The following is a 19,617-nucleotide window of genomic DNA, read 5'->3' on the forward strand; positions in this document are numbered from 1 at the left end:
ATAAATACCCCGCTGCTGGATGAGGACTTGAGTTGAATTAGCGCGGCTATTCTTGACTAAACAGGCCGAATCAAGGCAGTCATCCCTGTGGCAGACAGATGTCGGGTTACTGTCTGGTTGCTGTCGTGGTGGTGTTGCGCACTTATGCTTAGGTTTGTAGATATACTTTCAAACCTCAGGGGAGTTAAAAATGAATCTTTATCGTATTCGTGAATTACGCCAGGCGCGGGCTTGGTCACAAGAGCAATTAGCGGAACTTTGTAGCCTCAGCGTGCGCACTATTCAGCGAATCGAAAATGGCGAACAAGCCAGTCTCGAAACCTTGAGTGCCATTGCGGCAGTGATGGAATTGAAAGTCAGTGAACTCTATTCACTTGATGTCAATCAACCTCAAGATGGGCCTGGCGAAGCTGTTGATCAGCGAGTATTAGATGCGCGTAAAGCTGTTGAAAATGAAATGTCATTTTTGCGCCAATTACTGCGGGCCGTTATTCTGTGTGCCATATTATTTGCCATTAACTGGTTTACCTCCCCCGGCTATATGTGGGCATGGTGGGTAGTTTTGGGCTTAAGCATCCCATTGGGATTGAGAGCCATAAACCTATTCTTACCAGGTAATTGGGTTGAACGCTGGCAGCAAAAGCGCCTACAAAATAAATTGCGCAATTTGCCATAATAATAAACATCTATCTGGCATCTGGTGATGTCAGATAGATACCACTTAAATTAATTCACTCTTTTTGTTTTTTCTCGTTTTGTTTATAACGTGACGGCCATATCTCCGCAGCCTCGACACCTAAGAAATTAGCAATAATCGCTTCTCCTTTTGGCCAATGTCGATTAATAGCATTGCTCAAAGTAGATGAATTTAACCCCGCACCGCGCGACAATGCTGAGAGTGAAGAACCTTTTTTACGGATAGCTGCAATAATATCAGCATGATGCCAATCAGTATCATTCATAATATGTAACTCCTTTATTATAGTGCATGACAATCATTACTATATTATCAACTTATCTCAGTGGATCTCAGTGGATCTCAGGCTGACGGAAATTAGCCTAATACAGAAATCATTAACATGTTATCGCAATAAAAAGATCTTTTATTTCTCATGACGGCGTGATATGTGATAAAGCTGTAGGGCAATAGCTCTATCACGGCACTCTCATAAATTTAGGAGTTAATTATGGATGTTAGAAATAATACATTTGAAACAAACAGTAATAATATGCGTTCAACTTTCGCACATTGTTTTGATTGGGATAATACTATCGTAGGTCATGGTGTAATAGATGTAGCTAATAAAGAAATTATCTGTATGTGTAGCGATTATGATTGGCATTTATTATTCTGGAATGATGAACTTGACTTGCAAATAGGTAAACGACTAACGCCTGGAATAGAACCCTGGCATAACTATCCAGATAGCTACTTAAATACTCTATCTAAATTTAAAAATAAGAATCTGAAAACTCAAATAAATATCTGCACTCGCCACGGTTCAATTTTTGAGCTGACATCTCTGTGTTCCACAGGCGAATTATCATCAAAAGACATGATGAACTTTCTAAAATTAAAACCCACATTGAGTGACTACACTAACCAAATATGGAAAACAAAAAATAATCAACAAGAAATTAGTTTACCACTGAGGGATAACACTATCATTGATATAGTAGAACCTAATGACAAAAACAGTGACGTTCTTGATTGTCATCCCTATATGCGATTTGGCAATATCCGTTTTACACAAAAAGAAATTATGACTATTAGATATTTACTTTCACATCGGAGAGTAAAAGAAATTGCTGCGCTTCAGGGGTGTTCAGCAACAACCATACAAACCCGAATTAACCGTATAAAATATAAACTTGATTGTCAAAATCAATCATCCGCTGTGTTATTCAAAGCACTTAAAGAGCACGGTGTCACACTGGCTTGTTTAGATATTCTTATTAAAACAACATAACTACAATATAATAAATGAGGGAATAAAATGAAATGGAGATTCAGATTAGGAGCCGTAGCAGGTAATACCTTGGAGTATTATGATATCGCGGTATTTGCTGCTATATCAGTATATCTGAGCGCTGAATTCGCACAACAAGGATATGCGCAGGCAGACAGTATTGTATGGGGAATATTTGCTCTCAGATTTCTCACTCGCCCCCTTGGTGGTTATCTTATTGGTCATTATGCTGATAGAGTCGGCCGTAAAGCCGCCTTGATCCTTTCCAGTTTTATTACTGGGGTGGCAACCCTGTGTATGGCATTATTGCCTATCAGTGTATTGGGATATTATGCACCATTGGTGGTATTGCTACTACAAATGACATTGTCGCTCAGCTTTGGCGGTGAATTAGCAACACTAACGACATATCTTTATAATGATGCAGCCGACAATGAACGCGCCAGAATTAGTAGCCTTATCAGTGGCAGTGCACTTATTGGCGTACTCACCTCACTATTAATGGTATATGTGCTAGAAAGGACTCTTGACCCAACCTCCATGCAAACATTCGGCTGGCGGATTCCTCTGCTGTTCGGCATCGTCAATATTGCGATCAGTTTTTGGTTTCGTATTAAATTACCTATCCAGCCTCCTATTGATTGCCATCGCCATGTTAACTGGTTGAATGTAATACAGATAGTTCTGACTCTCGCCCCTTCAGTAACAGTATTCTATGCTCAGAATATGTCAATGTCGCTCATTCGAGAAACGCTCCAAATAGGTAACTTAAAAAATGTATATGCAATGTTATCCACATTATTGCTCTTAATTCTCCTGTTATTGTTTGGCTGGTTAATTGACAAACACTTAACCGCTGCCAAAGGTTTTAGATGGGGCATTTTTATCTTGATTATTTTTACTGCCCCACTGTATTTCTTACTATCAAGTAACAGCCTTGAATTAGTTTTATTGGCTCAATTTTTGATCACTGCCAATGCAGCCTTAATAATAAGTTGTATACAATCCGTTGTTGCTAATATTGCACAAGGTCATACTGCCACCATGGGCGTAGGATGTAATCTCGCACCGAGTTTATTTGGTGGTGTAGCACCATTAATTATTAGTATTTTATTACCTTATGGGTTGGTGTATGTGGGGGGATATATAGCGTTAACAGGATTTACTGTATTACTTTCCTACTATCTTTTTCGTAGAGCCAAAGCACTAAATTAGGCCTAAAGCCCTATATTGCTCTGCGGGGTTTTCGCACGGTGCCAATACGACGTACTTTTGCTCTCCGTGTTATCAAAGTTGCAGCTTGACCATACTGGCGTATGGTAATAAGTATCATAAGCAGCGGCTATGATGACATCATCAGCATTAAATTAATTCACTCTTTTTGTTTTTTCTCGTTTTGTTTATAACGTGACGGCCATATCTCCGCAGCCTCGACACCTAAGAAATTAGCAATAATCGTTTCTCCTTTTGGCCAATGTCGATTAATAGCATTGCTCAAGTAGATAAATTTAACCCCGCACCGCGCGACAATGCTGAGAGCGAAGAACCTTTTTACGGATAGCCGCAATAATATCAGCATGAGGCCAACCTGTGTCATTAATAATATGTAACTCCGTTATTATAATGCATAACAATCATTACTATATTATCAACTTATCTCAGTGGATCTCAGTGGATCTCAGGCTGACGGAAATTAGCCTAATACAGAAATCATTAACATGTTATCGCAATAAAAAGATCTTTTATTTCTCATGACGGCGTGATATGTGATAAAGCTGTAGGGCAATAGCTCTATCACGGCACTCTCATAAATTTAGGAGTTAATTATGGATGTTAGAAATAATACATTTGAAACAAACAGTAATAATATGCGTTCAACTTTCGCACATTGTTTTGATTGGGATAATACTATCGTAGGTCATGGTGTAATAGATGTAGCTAATAAAGAAATTATCTGTATGTGTAGCGATTATGATTGGCATTTATTATTCTGGAATGATGAACTTGACTTGCAAATAGGTAAACGACTAACGCCTGGAATAGAACCCTGGCATAACTATCCAGATAGCTACTTAAATACTCTATCTAAATTTAAAAATAAGAATCTGAAAACTCAAATAAATATCTGCACTCGCCACGGTTCAATTTTTGAGCTGACATCTCTATCTTCCACAGGCGTATTATCCTCAAATGATATGATGAACTTTTTAAAATTAAAACCCACATTGAGTGACTATGCCAGCCAAATATGGAAAACAAAAAATAATCAACAAGAAATTAGTTTACCACTGAGGGATAACACTATCATTGATATAATAGAGCCTAATGAAACAAAAAGTGACTCTCTTGATTATCATCCCTATATGCGATTTGGCAACATTCGTTTTACGCAAAAAGAAATAATAACTATTCGATATTTACTTTCACATAAAAAAGTAAAAGAAATTGCTGCGCTTCAGGGCTGTTCAGCAACAACCATACAAACCCGAATTAACCGTATAAAAGAGAAACTTGATTGCCAAAATCAATCATCCGCAGTGTTATTCAAAGCACTTAAAGAGCACGGTGTCACACTGGCTTGTTTAGATACTCTTATTAAAACAACATAACTACAATATAATAAATGAGGGAATAAAATGAAATGGAGATTCAGATTAGGGGCCGTAGCAGGTAATACCTTAGAGTATTATGATATCGCGGTATTTGCTGCTATATCGGGGTATCTCAGTGCGGAATTTGAACGGCAAGGAATATCTCAAGCTGACCATATTGTATGGGGAATATTTGCTCTCAGATTTATCGCCCGCCCCCTTGGTGGTTATCTTATTGGTCATTACGCGGATAGAGTCGGACGTAAAGCTGCCTTGATCCTCACCAGCTCTATTGCCGGGGTGGCAACTCTGTGCATGGCATTATTGCCTATCAGTGTATTGGGATATTATGCGCCACTGGTGGTATTACTATTACAATTAATACTTTCACTTAGTTTCGGGGGGGAATTGGCTTCATTGGCAACTTACCTGTTCAATGACTCTGCATCTAATGAACGCGCCAGAATCACCAGCCTTATTGTTGCCAGTTCTCTTGTGGGCGTTTTTGCCTCTTTATTTATTGTTTATGTATTAGAGCACAGACTAACTTCAACCAATATGCAAGCGTATGGTTGGCGAATTCCACTATTACTGGGTATCTTTAATATTGCGATGAGCTTTTGGCTACGAATTAAATTACCGGCTCAGCCCGCGATCAATTGTCAGCAACGTGTTAACTGGGCTAAAATAGTGCAGATTATTTTGATCATGATACCGTCCCAAACAGTTTTTTACGCTCAGAATATGTCAACATCCATAATACGCGAGTCATTACATTTAGGTGATTTCAAAAACTGGTATTCCATGCTCTCGACACTATTTTTGTTGATAATATTAATGCTGACGGGTTGGTTAATCGACAAGCTTTCCACTTCATTAAAAGCCTCTTTTATTGGTATTTATAGTTTAATTTTATTTTCACCCTGTCTTTATTTTTTATTAACCAGTGATAATATTACGTTAGTTATACTGACACAATTTTTTATTACAGTTACCGCTGCGATAATATTATGCTCACAGTTATCTATAGCAGCCATTGTGACTGATGGGCACACCGCCAATTTAGGTGTTGGACTAAATGTTTCTGCTAGTTTATTTGGTGGCGTGACGCCCTTAATTATTAATGCAGTATTACCCTTTGGGCTAGCTTATGCTGGGGTATATCTTTCTTTATCCGCCCTTATTACATTACTTTCCTATTATCTTTTTATCCAAACCAAAGCGCTAAATTAGGCCTAAAGCCCTATATTGCTCTGCGGGGTTTTCGCACGGTGCCAATACGACGGACTTTTGCTCTCCGTGCTATCAAAGTTGCAGCCTGACCATATTGGCGTATGGTTAATAAGTATCATAAGCAGCGGCTATGATGACATCATCAGCATTATTCAATAAATATGATTGGAGCGAAGCGAGATGGCGAAAATTCTAGTGCTTTATTATTCCATGTATGGGCATATCGAAACACTTGCCGGCGCAATTGCCGAGGGTGCCCAAAAAGTCAGCGGCGTTGAAGTGACCATAAAGCGCGTGCCGGAAACCATGCCAGCCGATATTATCGCCAAAGCGGGAGGGAACACCGACCAAAAAGCCCCCGTGGCAACCCCGCAAGAGTTAGCAGATTACGATGGCATCATTTTCGGTACGCCAACTCGCTTTGGTAATATGGCGGGGCAAATGCGTACATTCCTTGATCAAACCGGTGGGCTGTGGGCTTCCGGCGCATTGTACGGCAAAGTCGCCAGTGTATTTGCTTCTACCGGAACCGGCGGCGGGCAAGAACACACCATCACTTCAACCTGGACCACCCTAGCCCATCACGGCTTTATCATTGTCCCTATCGGCTATGGTGCCAAAGAGCTATTCGATGTTTCGCAGACCCGCGGCGGCACGCCTTATGGCGCAACCACTATTGCTGGTGGTGATGGTTCCCGCCAACCAAGTGCTGAAGAACTCGCCATTGCACGTTTCCAGGGCGAACATGTAGCGAAAATTACCGCTAAATTAGCGCGCTAAATAGTTAGAAAAAGCACCGCAAAAGTGGTGCTTTATTTCAATATTAAGCTTCCAATAGCCCTTGCGCCAGATAATGATTGGTATCCGCCACCCCCGGCAAGACGAAGAAATAGCCCCCACCAATGGGTTTTACATACTCTTCGAGCGCTTCTCCATTCAGCCGTTTTTGCACGGTCAAAAAAGCTTTTTCTAAATCAGACTGATAGCAGACAAATAATAGCCCCATGTCCAATTGCCCCGAATTTGATACGCCCAGTGAATAGCTGTAGCCACGGCGCAGCATCAAGTTATTCTGAGCATCCGCCGTGCGCGGATTGGCCAGCCGAATATGCGCATCCATAGGGATCACTTTGCCGTCTGGGTCTTTGGTGTAATCCGGTTCATCATGCTCATGTACCATGCCCAAAGGCGCACCGCTGTGTTTATCACGGCCAAAAATAGTTTGCTGTTCTTGCAAGGGCGTTCGATCCCAGAATTCTACTTTGAAGCGGATAATTCGCGCCGCCTGATAGCTGCCGCCGGCCGCCCAGGCGGGTTCTCCGGCATTTTCCTGAACCCAGACCACCTGATTAATCAGCGGTTTATCACTGGTTTTCGGATTGGCGGTTCCGTCTTTAAAACCTAACAAATTGATGGGCGTTTCTTTACCTTTGCTGCGAGCGGCATGGGCAGAAATAAACCCTTCGCGCTTCCAGCGGACACTGAGAAGATCCGGCAAATGTTTGATAATATCGCGCAACGCATGGATCACAGTTTCATTAGTATTGGCGCAAATTTGCAGCAATATATCACCATGACACAAACCCGCATCCAATGAATCATTAGGAAAGCGGGTCATTCTCTGAAGCCGCAGTGGTTTTCGCCCTTGCAAGCCAAAACGCTCATCAAACAGCGAATCGCCGACAGAAACAGTGATCGTCAGGTTATCGGGATAAATTTCCGGCCCCATAATGCCCGAATCCAATGGCGGCAGTTTCGCATTCACTGAAGGCGCATGTCCGCCTGTGGTCAAAAAAGCAATTCGCTCTGTTACTAGCTTGAATAGCCGAATCAATGCGGTTTTATCTGTTGCCAGCACATCAAATGCCACCAACATCATCGCCGCCTGCTGCGAGGTTAATACTCCAGATTGATGCTGACCGTAAAAAGGCTGCTTCTGCCAGCGATCATCTTGCACGGGAGCCGCTTCCGGAGCTGGGCAGTCCGCAGCACGGGCTATTTTTGCCCCACCGAGCGCCAATGCGCCACTCATCATCCCCATTCCCAAGAGCAAACGCCGACGAGAGGGTAAAACCGCCTCGTTATCTTGATCTTGCTGATACAGCCCGTGTTGCGGGCCGGTTTTCTTACTCATTTTAATGCCTCAATCCAGACCCAATACACCACGCAGTTGAGCAAGGTCTTCTGCCAGTGCCGTAATCGGCCCTTTCATCGCATTGCGATCCGCATCAGTTAACTTCTCATAAGATTCGTAACCATCTTTAGTGCGGTATTTCGCCAATACGCTATCAACTGTGGTGAAGTTGGCATCGATTTTATCCAATAATGGCTTATTGGCTTTTTCCAGCAATGGCCGCAACAGATTAACAATTTTCTGTGCACCATCGACGTTTGCCTGGAAATCCCACAAATCTGTGCGGCTGTAGCGATCTTCTTCACCACTGATTTTACTGGCAGCCACTTCTTCAATTAAACCTGCTGCCCCGCCCACCACTTTGTTCGGCGCAAATGTCAGGCCGGTAATACGTTTTTGCAGTTCCAGCGTGTCTTGATACAGCTGGTCAGCAAATTTATCCGCCCCTTTGGTGGTATTGTCGCCAAATAGGATTTTTTCTAAACGGTGGAAACCGGTGAATTTTGGATCAGCCGCTTTCTGTTCAAAATCGTCTTCACGGGCATCGATGCTGCCGTCCAAATCAGAGAACAATTCAGCAATCGGCTCGATACGCTCATAATGCTGACGCGTCGGTGCGTAGAGCTTACGGGCTAAGGCCAAATCACCTTTTTTCACTGCATCAGTGAAAGCTTTGGTTTGAGTGACTAACTGAGCCACTTCTTGGGTAACATACACTTTATACTCGGCAATCGGCCCCACCAGTGCCATGGCATCCGGTTTGGTCGCGGTGTCAGAACCAGCAGTAACGGTCAATTTACCTTTAGGGTTACTGAGTAAACCGCAGGTCATATCGTATTCACCCGGTTCCAAATTGGCAGTCATTTTCTGGGTAAAACCTGGCGCGATATTCTCACGTTCTTCAACCACCATAACCCCTTTCAGGATCTCCCACTCCAACCCTTTTTGGCTGGCATTGTGAACTATAAACTGTGTTTTACCGGCGGGGATAGACAGCGCCATTGGCTCACATTGTTTATCAGTGACTGTGATTTTAACCTGAGGAATATCAGCAGCCTGCGCGCTAATGGCGAAAGCAGGCAGTGCCAATAAAGCGGCATGTAGAGCAGTGCGACGGAAGAACCGGTTAGACATGTGATAAATCCCTGAATTATTGGTTAGTTTTCCGCGCAGCCGGTACGGTTGAAGCCGCCGTGGCGCGTGGTGGAAGGAAAAAGAAAATCAATGCCGGAATCAAATAAATAAAGTAGACCGCGACTTCACTGACGGTTGGAGCTTCCTGATAGCCAAACATGCCCTCGAGGAAAGTGCCCAATAAAGAGTGTGTTGAAAGCACATTGGTCAGGTCAAAAGCGATATCTTGGAAATGGTTCCACAGGCCGGCTTCATGGAAGGCTCTTATCGCCCCGGCAGCAAGACCGGCGGCCACAAACAGAATAAACAGGCTGGTCCATTTGAAGAATTTAGCCAGATGTAATTTAACGCCGCCCCAGTAAATAGCCATACCGACCAAAATAGCGCAGCTCAAGCCCAATATTGCGCCGATGGGGGCGCCAATGCCGACATCCTGCTGAAAAGCCGCTAATAAAAAGAAAACTGACTCCAGACCTTCGCGCGCCACGGCAAAAAAGACCATTACGACTAATGCCCAGCCTTGGCCTCGGCCTTTTTTATTATCAAATTTCAGAGCGTTATCAATAGCCCCTTCTAAGTGAACTTTGACTGACTTAGAGACTTTGCGCATCCAGAAAACCATATAGGTTAATATGCAAACCGCCACCACGGCGATAATCCCTTCGAACAGCTCTTGTTGTTTTTGTGGGAACTCACCGGTGGTTTCATTAATAAATATACCGATAGCCAGGCAAAGTGCTGCGGCGGTAATAACCCCCACCCATACTGCCCCCATCCATTGACCGCGTTGAGTACGTTTAAGATAACTGGCGATCAGGCTGACAATCAGCGCTGCCTCCAGCCCTTCACGAAACATAATAAGAAATGGGACAAACATGCTAAACACCCCTGCGGTGGGCAGTAAGGAAAATGTGCGATTAAGATCATCGTCAATAAACGTAAAGAAAAGTAAAACGATAGTGATTATCATTCTGGCAAAAAGAAATTCAAGAGGCTGAATAAGAATATTGTTAAGCAAACTGTGGCAAGTTGTTTCTGCTGGGTTAAATAGCAAATGAATTCATTAGGATACAAATTAATGTCATCATGAAGTTCAGGCGGTATTTTCTATAAAAAAGCCCCCTGTTTTGCAGGAGGCTATGTGAATTAAAGATAAAAGCTATTTTTAGACAGTTTTAAACTCAGCTTCCGCCTGACGAAAACGTTCGGTAATTGCATTGCTCGGGCTTTTACCCAGCAAACTCACCACTAGGATCGCGATACTGGCGAATAAGAAACCGGGGATAATTTCGTATAAACCCAACCAAGCATATTGCTTCCAGACAATCACCGTAATAGCGCCGACCAGCATCCCCACCAGCGCACCATTGCGGGTCATCCGTGGCCACATGACTGAAATTAGAACCACTGGCCCAAAGGCCGCACCAAAGCCCGCCCAAGCATAACTCACCAGACCAAGCACCCGGTTATCGGGGTCCGCGGCTAATGCAATGGCAATTAACGCCACCAACAACACCATGGCACGCCCCACCCAGACCAACTCTTTCTGGCTGGCTTTTTTACGCAGAAACGCTTTGTACAAATCTTCCGTTAATGCGCTGGAGCACACCAGTAATTGGCAGCTTAACGTACTCATTACCGCAGCCAAAATAGCCGACAGCAAAATACCGGCCATCCACGGGTTGAACAGCAGCTTGGCCAGTTCAATAAAGACGCGCTCACCATTTTGAGTCACACTTCCGGCGTATTGCGGGTTGTTCTCGAAGTAGGCAATCCCGAAGAAGCCCACGGCAATAGTCCCTGCCAAACACAGAATCATCCAGGTCATACTGATACGGCGGGCGCTACGAATAGTGCGGTGAGAGTCTGCCGCCATAAAACGCGCCAGAATATGTGGCTGACCAAAATAGCCCAAGCCCCAACCCAGCAGAGAAAGGATAGCAACCAGATTCAACCCTTTGAACATATCAATATTGGCGGGGTTTTTCGCGGCAATAACCATCATTGAGGTATCAATCCCCCCCACAGCCAGAATCACCATAATCGGGGTCAGAATCAGCGCGAAAATCATCAAGGTCGCTTGTACAGTATCAGTCCAACTGACCGCCAGGAAACCGCCAATAAAGGTATAAGCGATAGTGGCAGCAGCCCCTGCCCACAAGGCGGTGCTGTAGCTCATGTCAAAAGTACTTTCGAATAAGCGCGCTCCGGCAACGATTCCTGAAGCACAATAAATAGTAAAGAATACTAAAATAACTACGGCTGATATTACCCGTAACAGTTTGCTTTTATCTTCAAAACGGCTGGTGAAATAGTCCGGTAAGGTCAGAGCATTATTATTCGCTTCGGTATGAACCCGTAAACGGCCAGCCACTAATTTCCAGTTAAAATAAGCACCAATGGTCAAACCTATGGCTATCCAGCTTTCGGATATCCCCGACAAGAAGATGGCCCCCGGTAACCCCATTAATAACCAGCCGCTCATATCGGAAGCCCCGGCAGACAATGCCGTCACCACGCTCCCTAAACTTCGCCCGCCTAGAATATAGTCATCAAAACTTTTGGTCGCCCGATAGGCTACCAGGCCAATGAGGATCATCCCAAAAATGTAAACTAAAAAAGTCACCAACATCGGTGTATTCATGGTCATGCTACATCTCCATTTTGTATATTATCGTTTTAATATCCCATGATATTGAGTGTTTACTGTGTAAGGCGGCACCCTGCTTTCTCTCTGGTTGGTCGGAACGTAACACTGAGTTGCACCAGAAATGGGCGCTAAAATCTAAAATAAACTATTAGCACAACTATACGCTAGCAAATGGCTATCTTGAGGTTGCTATCCTAGTAGAGTCTTTTCTTGCGCTACAACAATTTAAACAAATTTATTACAAAAAATTCACCCTGCGTCACATTAACCCCTGTCGACAGTGATACCCAACACGACAAAATGAGTGGCACCTAAGGTAAACACCCTAAAAACCCTACTGTTATTAGTGCCAGTCACCGTTTTACTTCATATTTAAACAATCTGAATTGCCGGATAATTGTTAAAAACCAGACTGAATTCACACTTCGCCTATACCGTTGATTTAACACGGTTGCACAAAGTTGCAACATGCTTGATATTGTTTGCATTAAAATGCTAACTCCCCTGATTAAGGAGCCTGACAGTATGGCTAGTACCACAATGGGCGTGAAACTCGATGAAGCAACACGCGACCGTATTAAGGCCGCCGCACAGCGTATTGATCGCACACCGCACTGGCTGATTAAGCAGGCCATTTTTAACTATTTGGAGCGGCTGGAAAATAACAGCGAATTACCGGAGCTCCCAACGGCGCAGGCGTCCTCTTCATCTGAAGCGGACGATATTATGCCGCAAGTTACTGAAAATAATCATCAACCTTTCTTAGAATTCGCCGAGCAAGTGTTGCCACAATCGGTTACCCGTGCAGCCATTACAGCGGCCTACCGCCGCCCGGAAACAGAAGCCGTCCCGATGTTATTGGAACAGGCACGTTTACCCGAAGACTTAGCCCAGGCCGCGCATCAACTGGCTTATTCCATTGCTGAAAAACTAAGAAATCAAAAAAGCGCTAATGGTCGTGCCGGTATAGTGCAAAGCTTGCTGCAAGAATTTTCCCTGTCTTCCCAAGAGGGCGTGGCGTTGATGTGTCTTGCGGAAGCACTGCTGCGTATTCCTGACAAACCGACTCGTGATGCGCTGATCCGCGATAAAATCAGCAACGGCAACTGGCACTCCCACTTGGGCCGTAGCCCGTCCATGTTTGTCAATGCGGCGACCTGGGGCTTACTGTTTACCGGCCGCCTGGTCTCTACTCATAATGAGGCCAAACTTTCCAGTTCATTAAATAGGATTATCGGCAAAGGGGGCGAACCACTGATCCGCAAGGGCGTGGATATGGCAATGCGCCTGATGGGTGAGCAATTCGTCACCGGTGAAACCATCGCCGAAGCCTTAGCCAATGCGCGCAAACTGGAAGACAAAGGATTCCGCTATTCTTACGATATGTTGGGGGAAGCGGCGCTGACGGAAGCCGATGCTCAGGCCTATTTGCTCTCCTATCAGCAGGCTATTCATGCTATCGGCAAAGCCTCCAATGGCCGTGGTATCTATGAGGGGCCGGGGATCTCAATCAAACTTTCTGCCCTACACCCGCGCTATAGCCGTGCCCAATATGAGCGCGTAATGGATGAGCTTTACCCACGTTTGCTGTCGCTGACTCTACAAGCCCGCCAATATGACATTGGAATTAATATTGATGCGGAAGAAGCCGATCGTCTGGAAATTTCACTCGATCTGCTGGAAAAACTCTGCTTTGAGCCAAAATTAGCCGGTTGGAATGGTATCGGTTTTGTCATTCAGGCTTACCAGAAACGCTGCCCGGCCACCATTGATGCAGTGATTGAATTGGCCCAGCGCAGCCGCCGCCGGCTGATGATTCGTCTGGTCAAAGGGGCATATTGGGACAGCGAAATAAAACGCGCTCAAGTGGATGGTTTGGAAGGTTATCCAGTTTATACCCGCAAGGTTTATACCGATGTTTCTTATCTGGCCTGCGCGCGTAAATTATTGGCCGTCCCTAACCTGATTTACCCCCAATTTGCCACACACAACGCACATACTTTATCCGCAATTTATCATCTTGCCGGGCAAAACTACTATCCCGGCCAGTACGAATTCCAATGTCTACATGGTATGGGTGAACCACTGTATGAGCAGGTGGTGGGTAAAGTTTCTGAGGGCAAGCTGAACCGCCCATGTCGTATTTATGCCCCGGTAGGGACTCATGAAACCTTGCTGGCTTATCTGGTACGCCGCCTGTTGGAAAACGGGGCTAACACTTCATTTGTCAACCGCATTGCGGATGCCACACTGCCGCTGGATGAGCTAGTGGCAGACCCGGTCAGTGCAGTAGAAGCTATTGCAGCCAGTGAAGGCCAACTCGGCTTACCGCACCCGCGCATTCCTTTACCGCGTGAGTTGTATGGCGAGGAACGTGCTAATTCCAGCGGTTTGGATCTGGCGAACGAGCACCGTCTGGCTTCTCTTTCCAGTGCTCTGCTGACCAGCGCGAGCCAAGTGTGGCGGGCCGAGCCGCTGATTAATGCAGAACTTGATAGCGGCGCGGAGCTGGGTAATAACATGGAACAGCCGGTTATCAACCCGGCAGAACCGGCAGATATCGTCGGCTACGTTCGTGAAGCAACCGATACAGAAGTCAGCCGTGCATTGGATGCCGCCGCCAGTGCCGGGGCGATTTGGTTTGCCACTCCCCCTGTCGAGCGCGCTGCTATTTTAGTGCGTGCTGCTGAGTTGATGGAAAATCAAATGCAAACACTGATGGGCATACTGGTGCGCGAAGCCGGTAAAACCTTCAGTAACGCGATTGCAGAAGTTCGTGAGGCGGTTGATTTCCTGCATTATTATGCCGGAATGGTGCGCGATAACTTTTCCAATGATAGCCACCGCCCACTCGGCCCAGTGGTTTGCATCAGCCCGTGGAATTTCCCGCTGGCGATATTTACCGGTCAGGTTGCTGCCGCATTAGCCGCCGGTAATAGTGTGTTGGCAAAACCGGCAGAGCAAACCCCGCTGGTTGCTGCTCAAGCAGTGCGTATCTTGCTCGAAGCCGGTATCCCACAAGGTGTGCTCCAGTTGCTCCCCGGCCAGGGTGATAGTGTCGGTGCGGCCTTAGTTAATGATGCCCGCGTGCGCGGCGTGATGTTTACTGGTTCAACTGAAGTGGCTGCTATTTTACAACGCAGCATCGCCGGCAGGCTCGACCCACAAGGCCGTCCAACCCCACTGATTGCCGAAACCGGCGGTTTGAATGCCATGATTGTTGATTCTTCGGCGCTCACTGAGCAAGTGGTGACCGATGTAGTCGCCTCAGCCTTTGATAGCGCCGGTCAGCGCTGCTCGGCCTTACGGATCCTTTGTATTCAGGATGATGTTGCCGAGCACACGCTACAAATGCTGCGGGGCGCCATGGCTGAATGCCGAATGGGTAACCCAGAGCGCCTGTCTACCGATATCGGGCCGGTTATTGATTTGCAAGCCAAAGCGGGTATTGAACGGCATATTCAAGCCATGCGGGCTAAAGGGCGCAAAGTGTATCAAGCCGCCAGAGCCAATAGTTTGGACGAAACAGAGTGGCAGCGCGGTACTTTTATCAAGCCGACATTAATAGAACTGGATAGCTTTGATGAGCTACAGAAAGAAGTTTTCGGCCCGGTTCTGCACGTCGTGCGTTTCCAGCGCAAAAATCTCAGTGCGCTAGTCGACCAAATCAATGCTTCTGGTTATGGTTTAACATTGGGCATTCATACCCGTATTGATGAAACCATTGCTCAAGTTACTGAAAAAGCCAAAGTGGGTAATCTCTACGTCAACCGCAATATGGTCGGAGCCGTAGTTGGCGTCCAACCTTTTGGCGGTGAAGGCCTCTCTGGCACCGGGCCTAAAGCCGGCGGTCCACTGTATCTGTATCGCCTCCTGTGTAGCCGACCAGAAGATGCTGTCATCAACACGCTTGTCCATCAGGATAATGGGCAAGTGCAGAATATCTCAGGCCGTGAAGCACTACAAACCGCCCATCATGCTCTGACTCAATGGGCTAATGAGCACCAACATACGGCATTAACTCAGTTGGCTGCGCGTTATGGCGAGTTGGCACAAGGCGGCACTGTCCGGCTATTATCGGGGCCCACCGGTGAACGAAACACCTACGCCCTGCTGCCTCGTGAACGTATCCTGTGCCTGGCAGATACCGAGGCGGATGCGCTGACACAACTGGCTGCCGTTTTGGCGGTCGGGAGTGAAGTGCTATGGCTGGAAAATACGCTACAAAGAGACTTATTCCGCACATTACCCGCAGTTGTAAAATCACGCATTACTTTCGCGAAAGATTGGCAAACAGCGAATATCACCTTTGATGCCGTTATCTATCATGGAGATGCGGATCAACTACGCACCTTATGCGAGCAGATAGCACAAATTGATGGGCCGATTGTCTCAGTACAAGGCTTTGCACGCGGTGAAACCAATATCCTGCTAGAGCGCTTGCTCATTGAGCACTCACTGAGTGTCAATACTGCAGCGGCGGGTGGGAATGCCAGCTTGATGACTATTGGCTAAGCTTTCAGGTAATGAATATGTATAAGTGAGCTTCATCTAACAAGGCCCTTCGGGGCCTTATTTTTTTGGCTTAAGCAATAACACCGCCAGCTGAATTTTTTCGAGATCCCACGCAATTCGGCGGTGAAAAATTGCAAGCATCTCCTTTTTCTCCCGTAATATCCTGCATCATTGAACTAGCGTCCTTGTGTCCTTAGGTGACTCTAACCCATTATTAATTAAAACAAACAGCTGGGCGGTGCATACGTCTAGCTTTCTTCTTAGTGAATATATTGTGTACAACAACATTCAGAGGTGATAATTATATTCATGGCTGATAAAAAGATTATCAACGAAACGCATCAAATTGCTAGCCGACGGGGGAATGGTCAATTGCGCCGTGAAATATGGGTTGACCGTTTCGGCACCATCACCCGCTATAATTTGGCTTATATTAATCACTGTCTATCGCAAGGTGATAATGGTCGGGTCATCGGTTATGACAATGCCCATGGTTTTCACCACCGCCATTACCTGGGCGCAATTGAATCAGTTGATTTTGTCAGCTTTGAACAGATAGAGGATTGCTTTCAAAAGGATTGGACTTCACTAAGGAGAAGTTAATGGACAAGCTAGTCATCAAAACAGCAACGGAAGATGATTTTTTTAAACGAGGCAAAAAACTCGCTACTCTCGCCGATACGGGGCAAACATTACCGGAAGAGCACACCATTACGTTTGAAGACCCGTTAGAGATGGTGCGGGTATTAAGTGCCGCGCGGATTGTTCTGCTACGAACAGTGAAAATGTATCCGGGTTCTATTACCGCCCTCTCAACTCGTTTAAAAAGGGACCGTAGTGCCGTCACTCGTGATGTGGCTATTCTGAAAAAAGCCGGGCTGGTCACTGTTGAACAAAAAGTGTTACCGGGCCATGGGCGGATGAAAGAAGTTAAAACAACAGCTTATCGTCTTAAACTCGAGGCATTCCTCTAGGATTCTTGCCGATAAAATTTTTAGCAATAAAACCATTACCAATAAAACCATCGCCAAACGGGGGCGAGATGATTGCCCCCACAATGACTTGGCATGTCTCGCTGGAAATTAGGTTAATCAGCGATTATTCAAAAACTTATCAAGGAACTGCCGCGTACGCTCATGCTGTGGATGAGCAAACAGTTCTTTTGCTGGCCCTTGCTCAACAATGCGCCCGTGATCCATAAAGATAGCGCGGTCCGCCACATCACGAGCAAAACTCATTTCATGAGTGACAATAACCATCGTCCGCTTTTCTTCTGCCAGTGCGCGAATAGTGCCTAATACCTCGCCCACCAGCTCCGGGTCCAATGCAGATGTCGGCTCATCAAACAGAATAACCTGAGGTTGCATCGCCAATGCCCGTGCTATAGCCACTCGCTGTTGCTGCCCGCCGGATAAACGGCGAGGATAGGCATCTTCCTTGCCACTTAACCCAACTTTTGCCAACAACTCACGGGCGCGTTTTTCAGCCTCTGCCCGTTTTTCGCCTTTGACGATTACCGGCCCCTCAATAATATTTTCCAGCACTGAACGATGCGGAAACAAATTGAAGCTCTGGAAGACAAAACCGACTTGCTGCCGCAACGCCCGAATTTGCCGCTGCTGCTTGCTCATCGGGATGCTGCCATCAATCTCTATATCGCCGACGCGAATAATTCCAGAGTCAGGGATCTCAAGCAGATTGATACTGCGCAATAGAGTCGTCTTACCTGAGCCACTCGGGCCAATGATCGCAACCACTTCACCGCTATTCACTTCCAGTGAGATACCGTGCAGCACCTGTTGACCTTTAAACTGTTTGGTCAGTTTTTTAACGTCGATGGTACTCATGGTTACTCCTGATCCTGACGATTAACATGCGCTTCCAGGCGATTTTGTAATGCTGACAACACTGTTGCCATGATCCAATAAATCAGCGAGGCCGCCAGATACATCGTGAAAACTTCCAAGGTGCGGGAAGTCACCAATTGCGCTTGTCGGAAAAGTTCAGGGACCTGGATAGTCGCGGCCAGAGAAGTGTCTTTGACCAAACCGATAAAGCTGTTGCCCAACGGGGGCAAAGCAGTACGACCGGCTTGCGGTAATATCACCCGATAGAGCGTTTGCCACCGCGTCATCCCGATACTGGCGGCGGCTTCCCACTGCCCTTTCTCAATGGATGAAATAGCGGCTCGCAATGTCTCCGATGTATAAGCTGCGGTATTGAGTGATAAACCAATCAAGGCGGCGGGCATAGGGTCCAGCTCAATCCCAAATTGCGGTAAACCGTAATAAATCATAAACAGTTGGGCAATTAATGGGGTACCACGGAAAATGGAGACGTAAAAGCGAGAGAGAAGTGAAAATGGCAAGAAGCGAGATAACCGCATCATGGCTAACATAAAACCTAATGCCAGGCCAAAGAACATCCCCCCCAAACTAAGCTGGAGGGTAAACCAAGCACCTTTCAATAAAAATGGTGCTGAATCCAGCACCAATTGAATACTTTCTTGCATTATTTAGTGACATCCGCGCCAAAATATTTTTCGGAAATCTTGGCCAAGGTGCCGTCTTCTTGCATTTCAGCAATGGCTTTGTTGATAGCCGCTAACAACTCAGGGTTGTTCTTACGCAAAGCTATACCAGATTCCTGACGGGCAAATGCCGGGCCTGCAACTGCTAACGTGTTATTGGTTTTCTTCACCAAATCCAATGCGGCTAAACGGTCAACTAAAATAGCATCTGTACGACCGACACGAAGGTCTTGATACTTAGTTGGGTCATCATCATAGGTACGAATATCAACATCTTTCAGGTTTTCACGTAACCATTGCTCATAGTTACTGCCCAGCCCGACACCCACTTTTTTGCCGACCAGATCTTCTGGCTTGCTGAAATTGCCTTCATTGCCTTTCTTGGTCAGAACCTGAATACCTGAAATTGTATAAGGCGTTGAAAAATCGTATTTTTTCTTGCGCTCATCTGAAATGGTCACTTGGTTAATCGCCACATCAATACGCTTGGATTCCAATGAGGCCAACATACCATCCCATTTGGTCGGGGTGATTTTTGCTTTGACGCCCATATGTTGCGCCAGTGCATTGGCGAAATCCACTTCAAAACCAGTCAGTTTACCGTCTTCGCCTTGGAAGCTGAACGGTGGATAAGTTCCTTCCAACCCGACAATCAGAGTTCCTCGCTCCTTAACCTGATCTAACAGGTCACCCGCGGCGTAAGATTTCACATTCAGGCCTGTTGCCAGCGCAACTGCCACCATACCCAAGACCATCCGACGACGTACAATTGAAAAGCCCATACATACCCCAACTGTCATGTTTATTTTGATATTCAACACTTTATCAGTGTTGTTAATAGAATAAAGGAATAAAAAATA

At 45.8% G+C, this 19,617-nt stretch carries 18 protein-coding genes; 9 read left to right on the forward strand and 9 right to left on the reverse strand.

What is annotated here, in order from left to right; all coding sequences use genetic code 11:
• The first annotated feature begins 190 nt into the window (after positions 1 to 190).
• Positions 191 to 676 carry a helix-turn-helix domain-containing protein gene (locus FTA91_RS10850; protein ID WP_050115528.1) on the forward strand — a complete coding sequence of 162 codons (486 nt, stop codon included), beginning with the start codon at positions 191 to 193 and terminating at the stop codon, positions 674 to 676.
• Positions 677 to 731: 55 nt separating this feature from the next.
• Here FTA91_RS10850 and FTA91_RS10855 read toward each other — a convergent pair whose 3' ends face one another.
• A complete protein-coding gene (locus tag FTA91_RS10855) occupies positions 732 to 962 on the reverse strand; it encodes a helix-turn-helix domain-containing protein (RefSeq protein ID WP_050115526.1) in 231 nt (76 codons plus the stop codon).
• A 225-nt stretch (positions 963 to 1,187) separates the two neighbouring features.
• On the opposite strand from FTA91_RS10855, the gene FTA91_RS10860 reads away from it, so the two are divergent.
• Both FTA91_RS10860 and FTA91_RS10865 read left to right on the forward strand, forming a co-directional pair.
• Positions 1,188 to 1,970 (forward strand): helix-turn-helix transcriptional regulator, encoded by a 783-nt coding sequence (locus FTA91_RS10860; RefSeq protein ID WP_145583332.1) that lies wholly within the window; start codon positions 1,188 to 1,190, stop codon positions 1,968 to 1,970.
• A gap of 27 nt (positions 1,971 to 1,997) precedes the next feature.
• Positions 1,998 to 3,185, forward strand: coding sequence for an MFS transporter (locus FTA91_RS10865; protein ID WP_145536006.1), 1,188 nt, complete (start codon positions 1,998 to 2,000; stop codon positions 3,183 to 3,185).
• Positions 3,186 to 3,342: 157 nt separating this feature from the next.
• On the opposite strand, the gene FTA91_RS10870 is transcribed toward FTA91_RS10865, so the two are convergent.
• Complete coding sequence (locus tag FTA91_RS10870; protein WP_413081219.1) at positions 3,343 to 3,567, reverse strand: helix-turn-helix domain-containing protein; 225 nt, start codon at positions 3,565 to 3,567, stop codon at positions 3,343 to 3,345.
• Between the two features lie 229 nt (positions 3,568 to 3,796).
• Here FTA91_RS10870 and FTA91_RS10875 point away from each other — a divergent pair, with 229 nt between their 5' ends.
• From FTA91_RS10875 to wrbA, 3 genes are all read left to right on the forward strand, one after another.
• Positions 3,797 to 4,579, forward strand: a complete 783-nt coding sequence (locus FTA91_RS10875; protein ID WP_145583334.1) for a helix-turn-helix transcriptional regulator — start codon at positions 3,797 to 3,799, stop codon at positions 4,577 to 4,579.
• A gap of 27 nt (positions 4,580 to 4,606) precedes the next feature.
• Complete coding sequence (locus tag FTA91_RS10880) at positions 4,607 to 5,794, forward strand: MFS transporter (RefSeq protein ID WP_145535781.1); 1,188 nt, start codon at positions 4,607 to 4,609, stop codon at positions 5,792 to 5,794.
• A gap of 180 nt (positions 5,795 to 5,974) precedes the next feature.
• Positions 5,975 to 6,574, forward strand: coding sequence for an NAD(P)H:quinone oxidoreductase (gene wrbA, locus FTA91_RS10885; RefSeq protein ID WP_050115517.1), 600 nt, complete (start codon positions 5,975 to 5,977; stop codon positions 6,572 to 6,574).
• A gap of 43 nt (positions 6,575 to 6,617) precedes the next feature.
• Here wrbA and efeB read toward each other — a convergent pair whose 3' ends face one another.
• The 4 genes from efeB to putP all read right to left on the reverse strand — a co-directional run bounded on the left by efeB (position 6,618) and on the right by putP (position 11,712).
• The gene (gene efeB / locus FTA91_RS10890) at positions 6,618 to 7,928 is read right to left on the reverse strand and encodes an iron uptake transporter deferrochelatase/peroxidase subunit (RefSeq protein WP_145583336.1); all 1,311 of its coding nucleotides are present in this window, start codon (positions 7,926 to 7,928) and stop codon (positions 6,618 to 6,620) included.
• Between the two features lie 9 nt (positions 7,929 to 7,937).
• Entirely contained in the window at positions 7,938 to 9,062 is a 1,125-nt protein-coding gene (gene efeO, locus FTA91_RS10895) for an iron uptake system protein EfeO (protein WP_145535777.1), read from the reverse strand.
• 16 nt (positions 9,063 to 9,078) lie between these two features.
• Positions 9,079 to 9,939, reverse strand: a complete 861-nt coding sequence (gene efeU / locus FTA91_RS10900) for an iron uptake transporter permease EfeU (RefSeq protein WP_145583338.1) — start codon at positions 9,937 to 9,939, stop codon at positions 9,079 to 9,081.
• 288 nt (positions 9,940 to 10,227) lie between these two features.
• Positions 10,228 to 11,712 (reverse strand): sodium/proline symporter PutP, encoded by a 1,485-nt coding sequence (putP, locus tag FTA91_RS10905; protein ID WP_145535775.1) that lies wholly within the window; start codon positions 11,710 to 11,712, stop codon positions 10,228 to 10,230.
• Positions 11,713 to 12,237: 525 nt separating this feature from the next.
• Here putP and putA point away from each other — a divergent pair.
• The 3 genes from putA (at position 12,238) to FTA91_RS10920 (ending at position 17,201) form a co-directional block, all read left to right on the forward strand.
• Entirely contained in the window at positions 12,238 to 16,227 is a 3,990-nt protein-coding gene (putA, locus tag FTA91_RS10910) for a trifunctional transcriptional regulator/proline dehydrogenase/L-glutamate gamma-semialdehyde dehydrogenase (RefSeq protein ID WP_145535772.1), read from the forward strand.
• A gap of 309 nt (positions 16,228 to 16,536) precedes the next feature.
• Positions 16,537 to 16,830, forward strand: a complete 294-nt coding sequence (locus FTA91_RS10915; RefSeq protein ID WP_038633685.1) for a toxin-antitoxin system TumE family protein — start codon at positions 16,537 to 16,539, stop codon at positions 16,828 to 16,830.
• A complete protein-coding gene (locus FTA91_RS10920; RefSeq protein WP_145535770.1) occupies positions 16,830 to 17,201 on the forward strand; it encodes an HVO_A0114 family putative DNA-binding protein in 372 nt (123 codons plus the stop codon). Before FTA91_RS10915 ends, FTA91_RS10920 begins: the two co-directional genes overlap by 1 nt.
• Before the next feature lie 117 nt (positions 17,202 to 17,318).
• Here the strand turns inward: FTA91_RS10920 and tcyN are convergent, their stop codons facing one another.
• The 3 genes from tcyN to tcyJ are packed head-to-tail and all read right to left on the reverse strand — an operon-like array spanning position 17,319 to position 19,539.
• A complete protein-coding gene (tcyN, locus tag FTA91_RS10925) occupies positions 17,319 to 18,074 on the reverse strand; it encodes an L-cystine ABC transporter ATP-binding protein TcyN (RefSeq protein WP_050115503.1) in 756 nt (251 codons plus the stop codon).
• A gap of 2 nt (positions 18,075 to 18,076) precedes the next feature.
• The gene (gene tcyL / locus FTA91_RS10930; protein WP_050115501.1) at positions 18,077 to 18,739 is read right to left on the reverse strand and encodes a cystine ABC transporter permease; all 663 of its coding nucleotides are present in this window, start codon (positions 18,737 to 18,739) and stop codon (positions 18,077 to 18,079) included.
• The gene (gene tcyJ / locus FTA91_RS10935; RefSeq protein WP_050115679.1) at positions 18,739 to 19,539 is read right to left on the reverse strand and encodes a cystine ABC transporter substrate-binding protein; all 801 of its coding nucleotides are present in this window, start codon (positions 19,537 to 19,539) and stop codon (positions 18,739 to 18,741) included. Before tcyJ ends, tcyL begins: the two co-directional genes overlap by 1 nt.
• Positions 19,540 to 19,617 lie beyond the last annotated feature (78 nt).

This window comes from Yersinia thracica (genome assembly GCF_902170565.1).
GTDB lineage: Bacteria > Pseudomonadota > Gammaproteobacteria > Enterobacterales > Enterobacteriaceae > Yersinia > Yersinia thracica.

Coding starts and splice junctions, on each gene's coding strand:
- FTA91_RS10875 (WP_145583334.1), top strand. CDS start 3,797: ATGGATGTTAGAAATAATACATTTGAAACAAACAGTAATAATATGCGT.
- FTA91_RS10880 (WP_145535781.1), top strand. CDS start 4,607: ATGAAATGGAGATTCAGATTAGGGGCCGTAGCAGGTAATACCTTAGAG.
- tcyN (WP_050115503.1), bottom strand. CDS start 18,074: ATGAGTACCATCGACGTTAAAAAACTGACCAAACAGTTTAAAGGTCAA.
- tcyL (WP_050115501.1), bottom strand. CDS start 18,739: ATGCAAGAAAGTATTCAATTGGTGCTGGATTCAGCACCATTTTTATTG.
- FTA91_RS10920 (WP_145535770.1), top strand. CDS start 16,830: ATGGACAAGCTAGTCATCAAAACAGCAACGGAAGATGATTTTTTTAAA.
- putA (WP_145535772.1), top strand. CDS start 12,238: ATGGCTAGTACCACAATGGGCGTGAAACTCGATGAAGCAACACGCGAC.
- efeU (WP_145583338.1), bottom strand. CDS start 9,939: ATGTTTGTCCCATTTCTTATTATGTTTCGTGAAGGGCTGGAGGCAGCG.
- efeO (WP_145535777.1), bottom strand. CDS start 9,062: ATGTCTAACCGGTTCTTCCGTCGCACTGCTCTACATGCCGCTTTATTG.
- FTA91_RS10860 (WP_145583332.1), top strand. CDS start 1,188: ATGGATGTTAGAAATAATACATTTGAAACAAACAGTAATAATATGCGT.
- FTA91_RS10870 (WP_413081219.1), bottom strand. CDS start 3,567: ATGACACAGGTTGGCCTCATGCTGATATTATTGCGGCTATCCGTAAAA.
- efeB (WP_145583336.1), bottom strand. CDS start 7,928: ATGAGTAAGAAAACCGGCCCGCAACACGGGCTGTATCAGCAAGATCAA.
- FTA91_RS10850 (WP_050115528.1), top strand. CDS start 191: ATGAATCTTTATCGTATTCGTGAATTACGCCAGGCGCGGGCTTGGTCA.
- FTA91_RS10865 (WP_145536006.1), top strand. CDS start 1,998: ATGAAATGGAGATTCAGATTAGGAGCCGTAGCAGGTAATACCTTGGAG.
- wrbA (WP_050115517.1), top strand. CDS start 5,975: ATGGCGAAAATTCTAGTGCTTTATTATTCCATGTATGGGCATATCGAA.
- putP (WP_145535775.1), bottom strand. CDS start 11,712: ATGACCATGAATACACCGATGTTGGTGACTTTTTTAGTTTACATTTTT.
- FTA91_RS10855 (WP_050115526.1), bottom strand. CDS start 962: ATGAATGATACTGATTGGCATCATGCTGATATTATTGCAGCTATCCGT.
- tcyJ (WP_050115679.1), bottom strand. CDS start 19,539: ATGGGCTTTTCAATTGTACGTCGTCGGATGGTCTTGGGTATGGTGGCA.
- FTA91_RS10915 (WP_038633685.1), top strand. CDS start 16,537: ATGGCTGATAAAAAGATTATCAACGAAACGCATCAAATTGCTAGCCGA.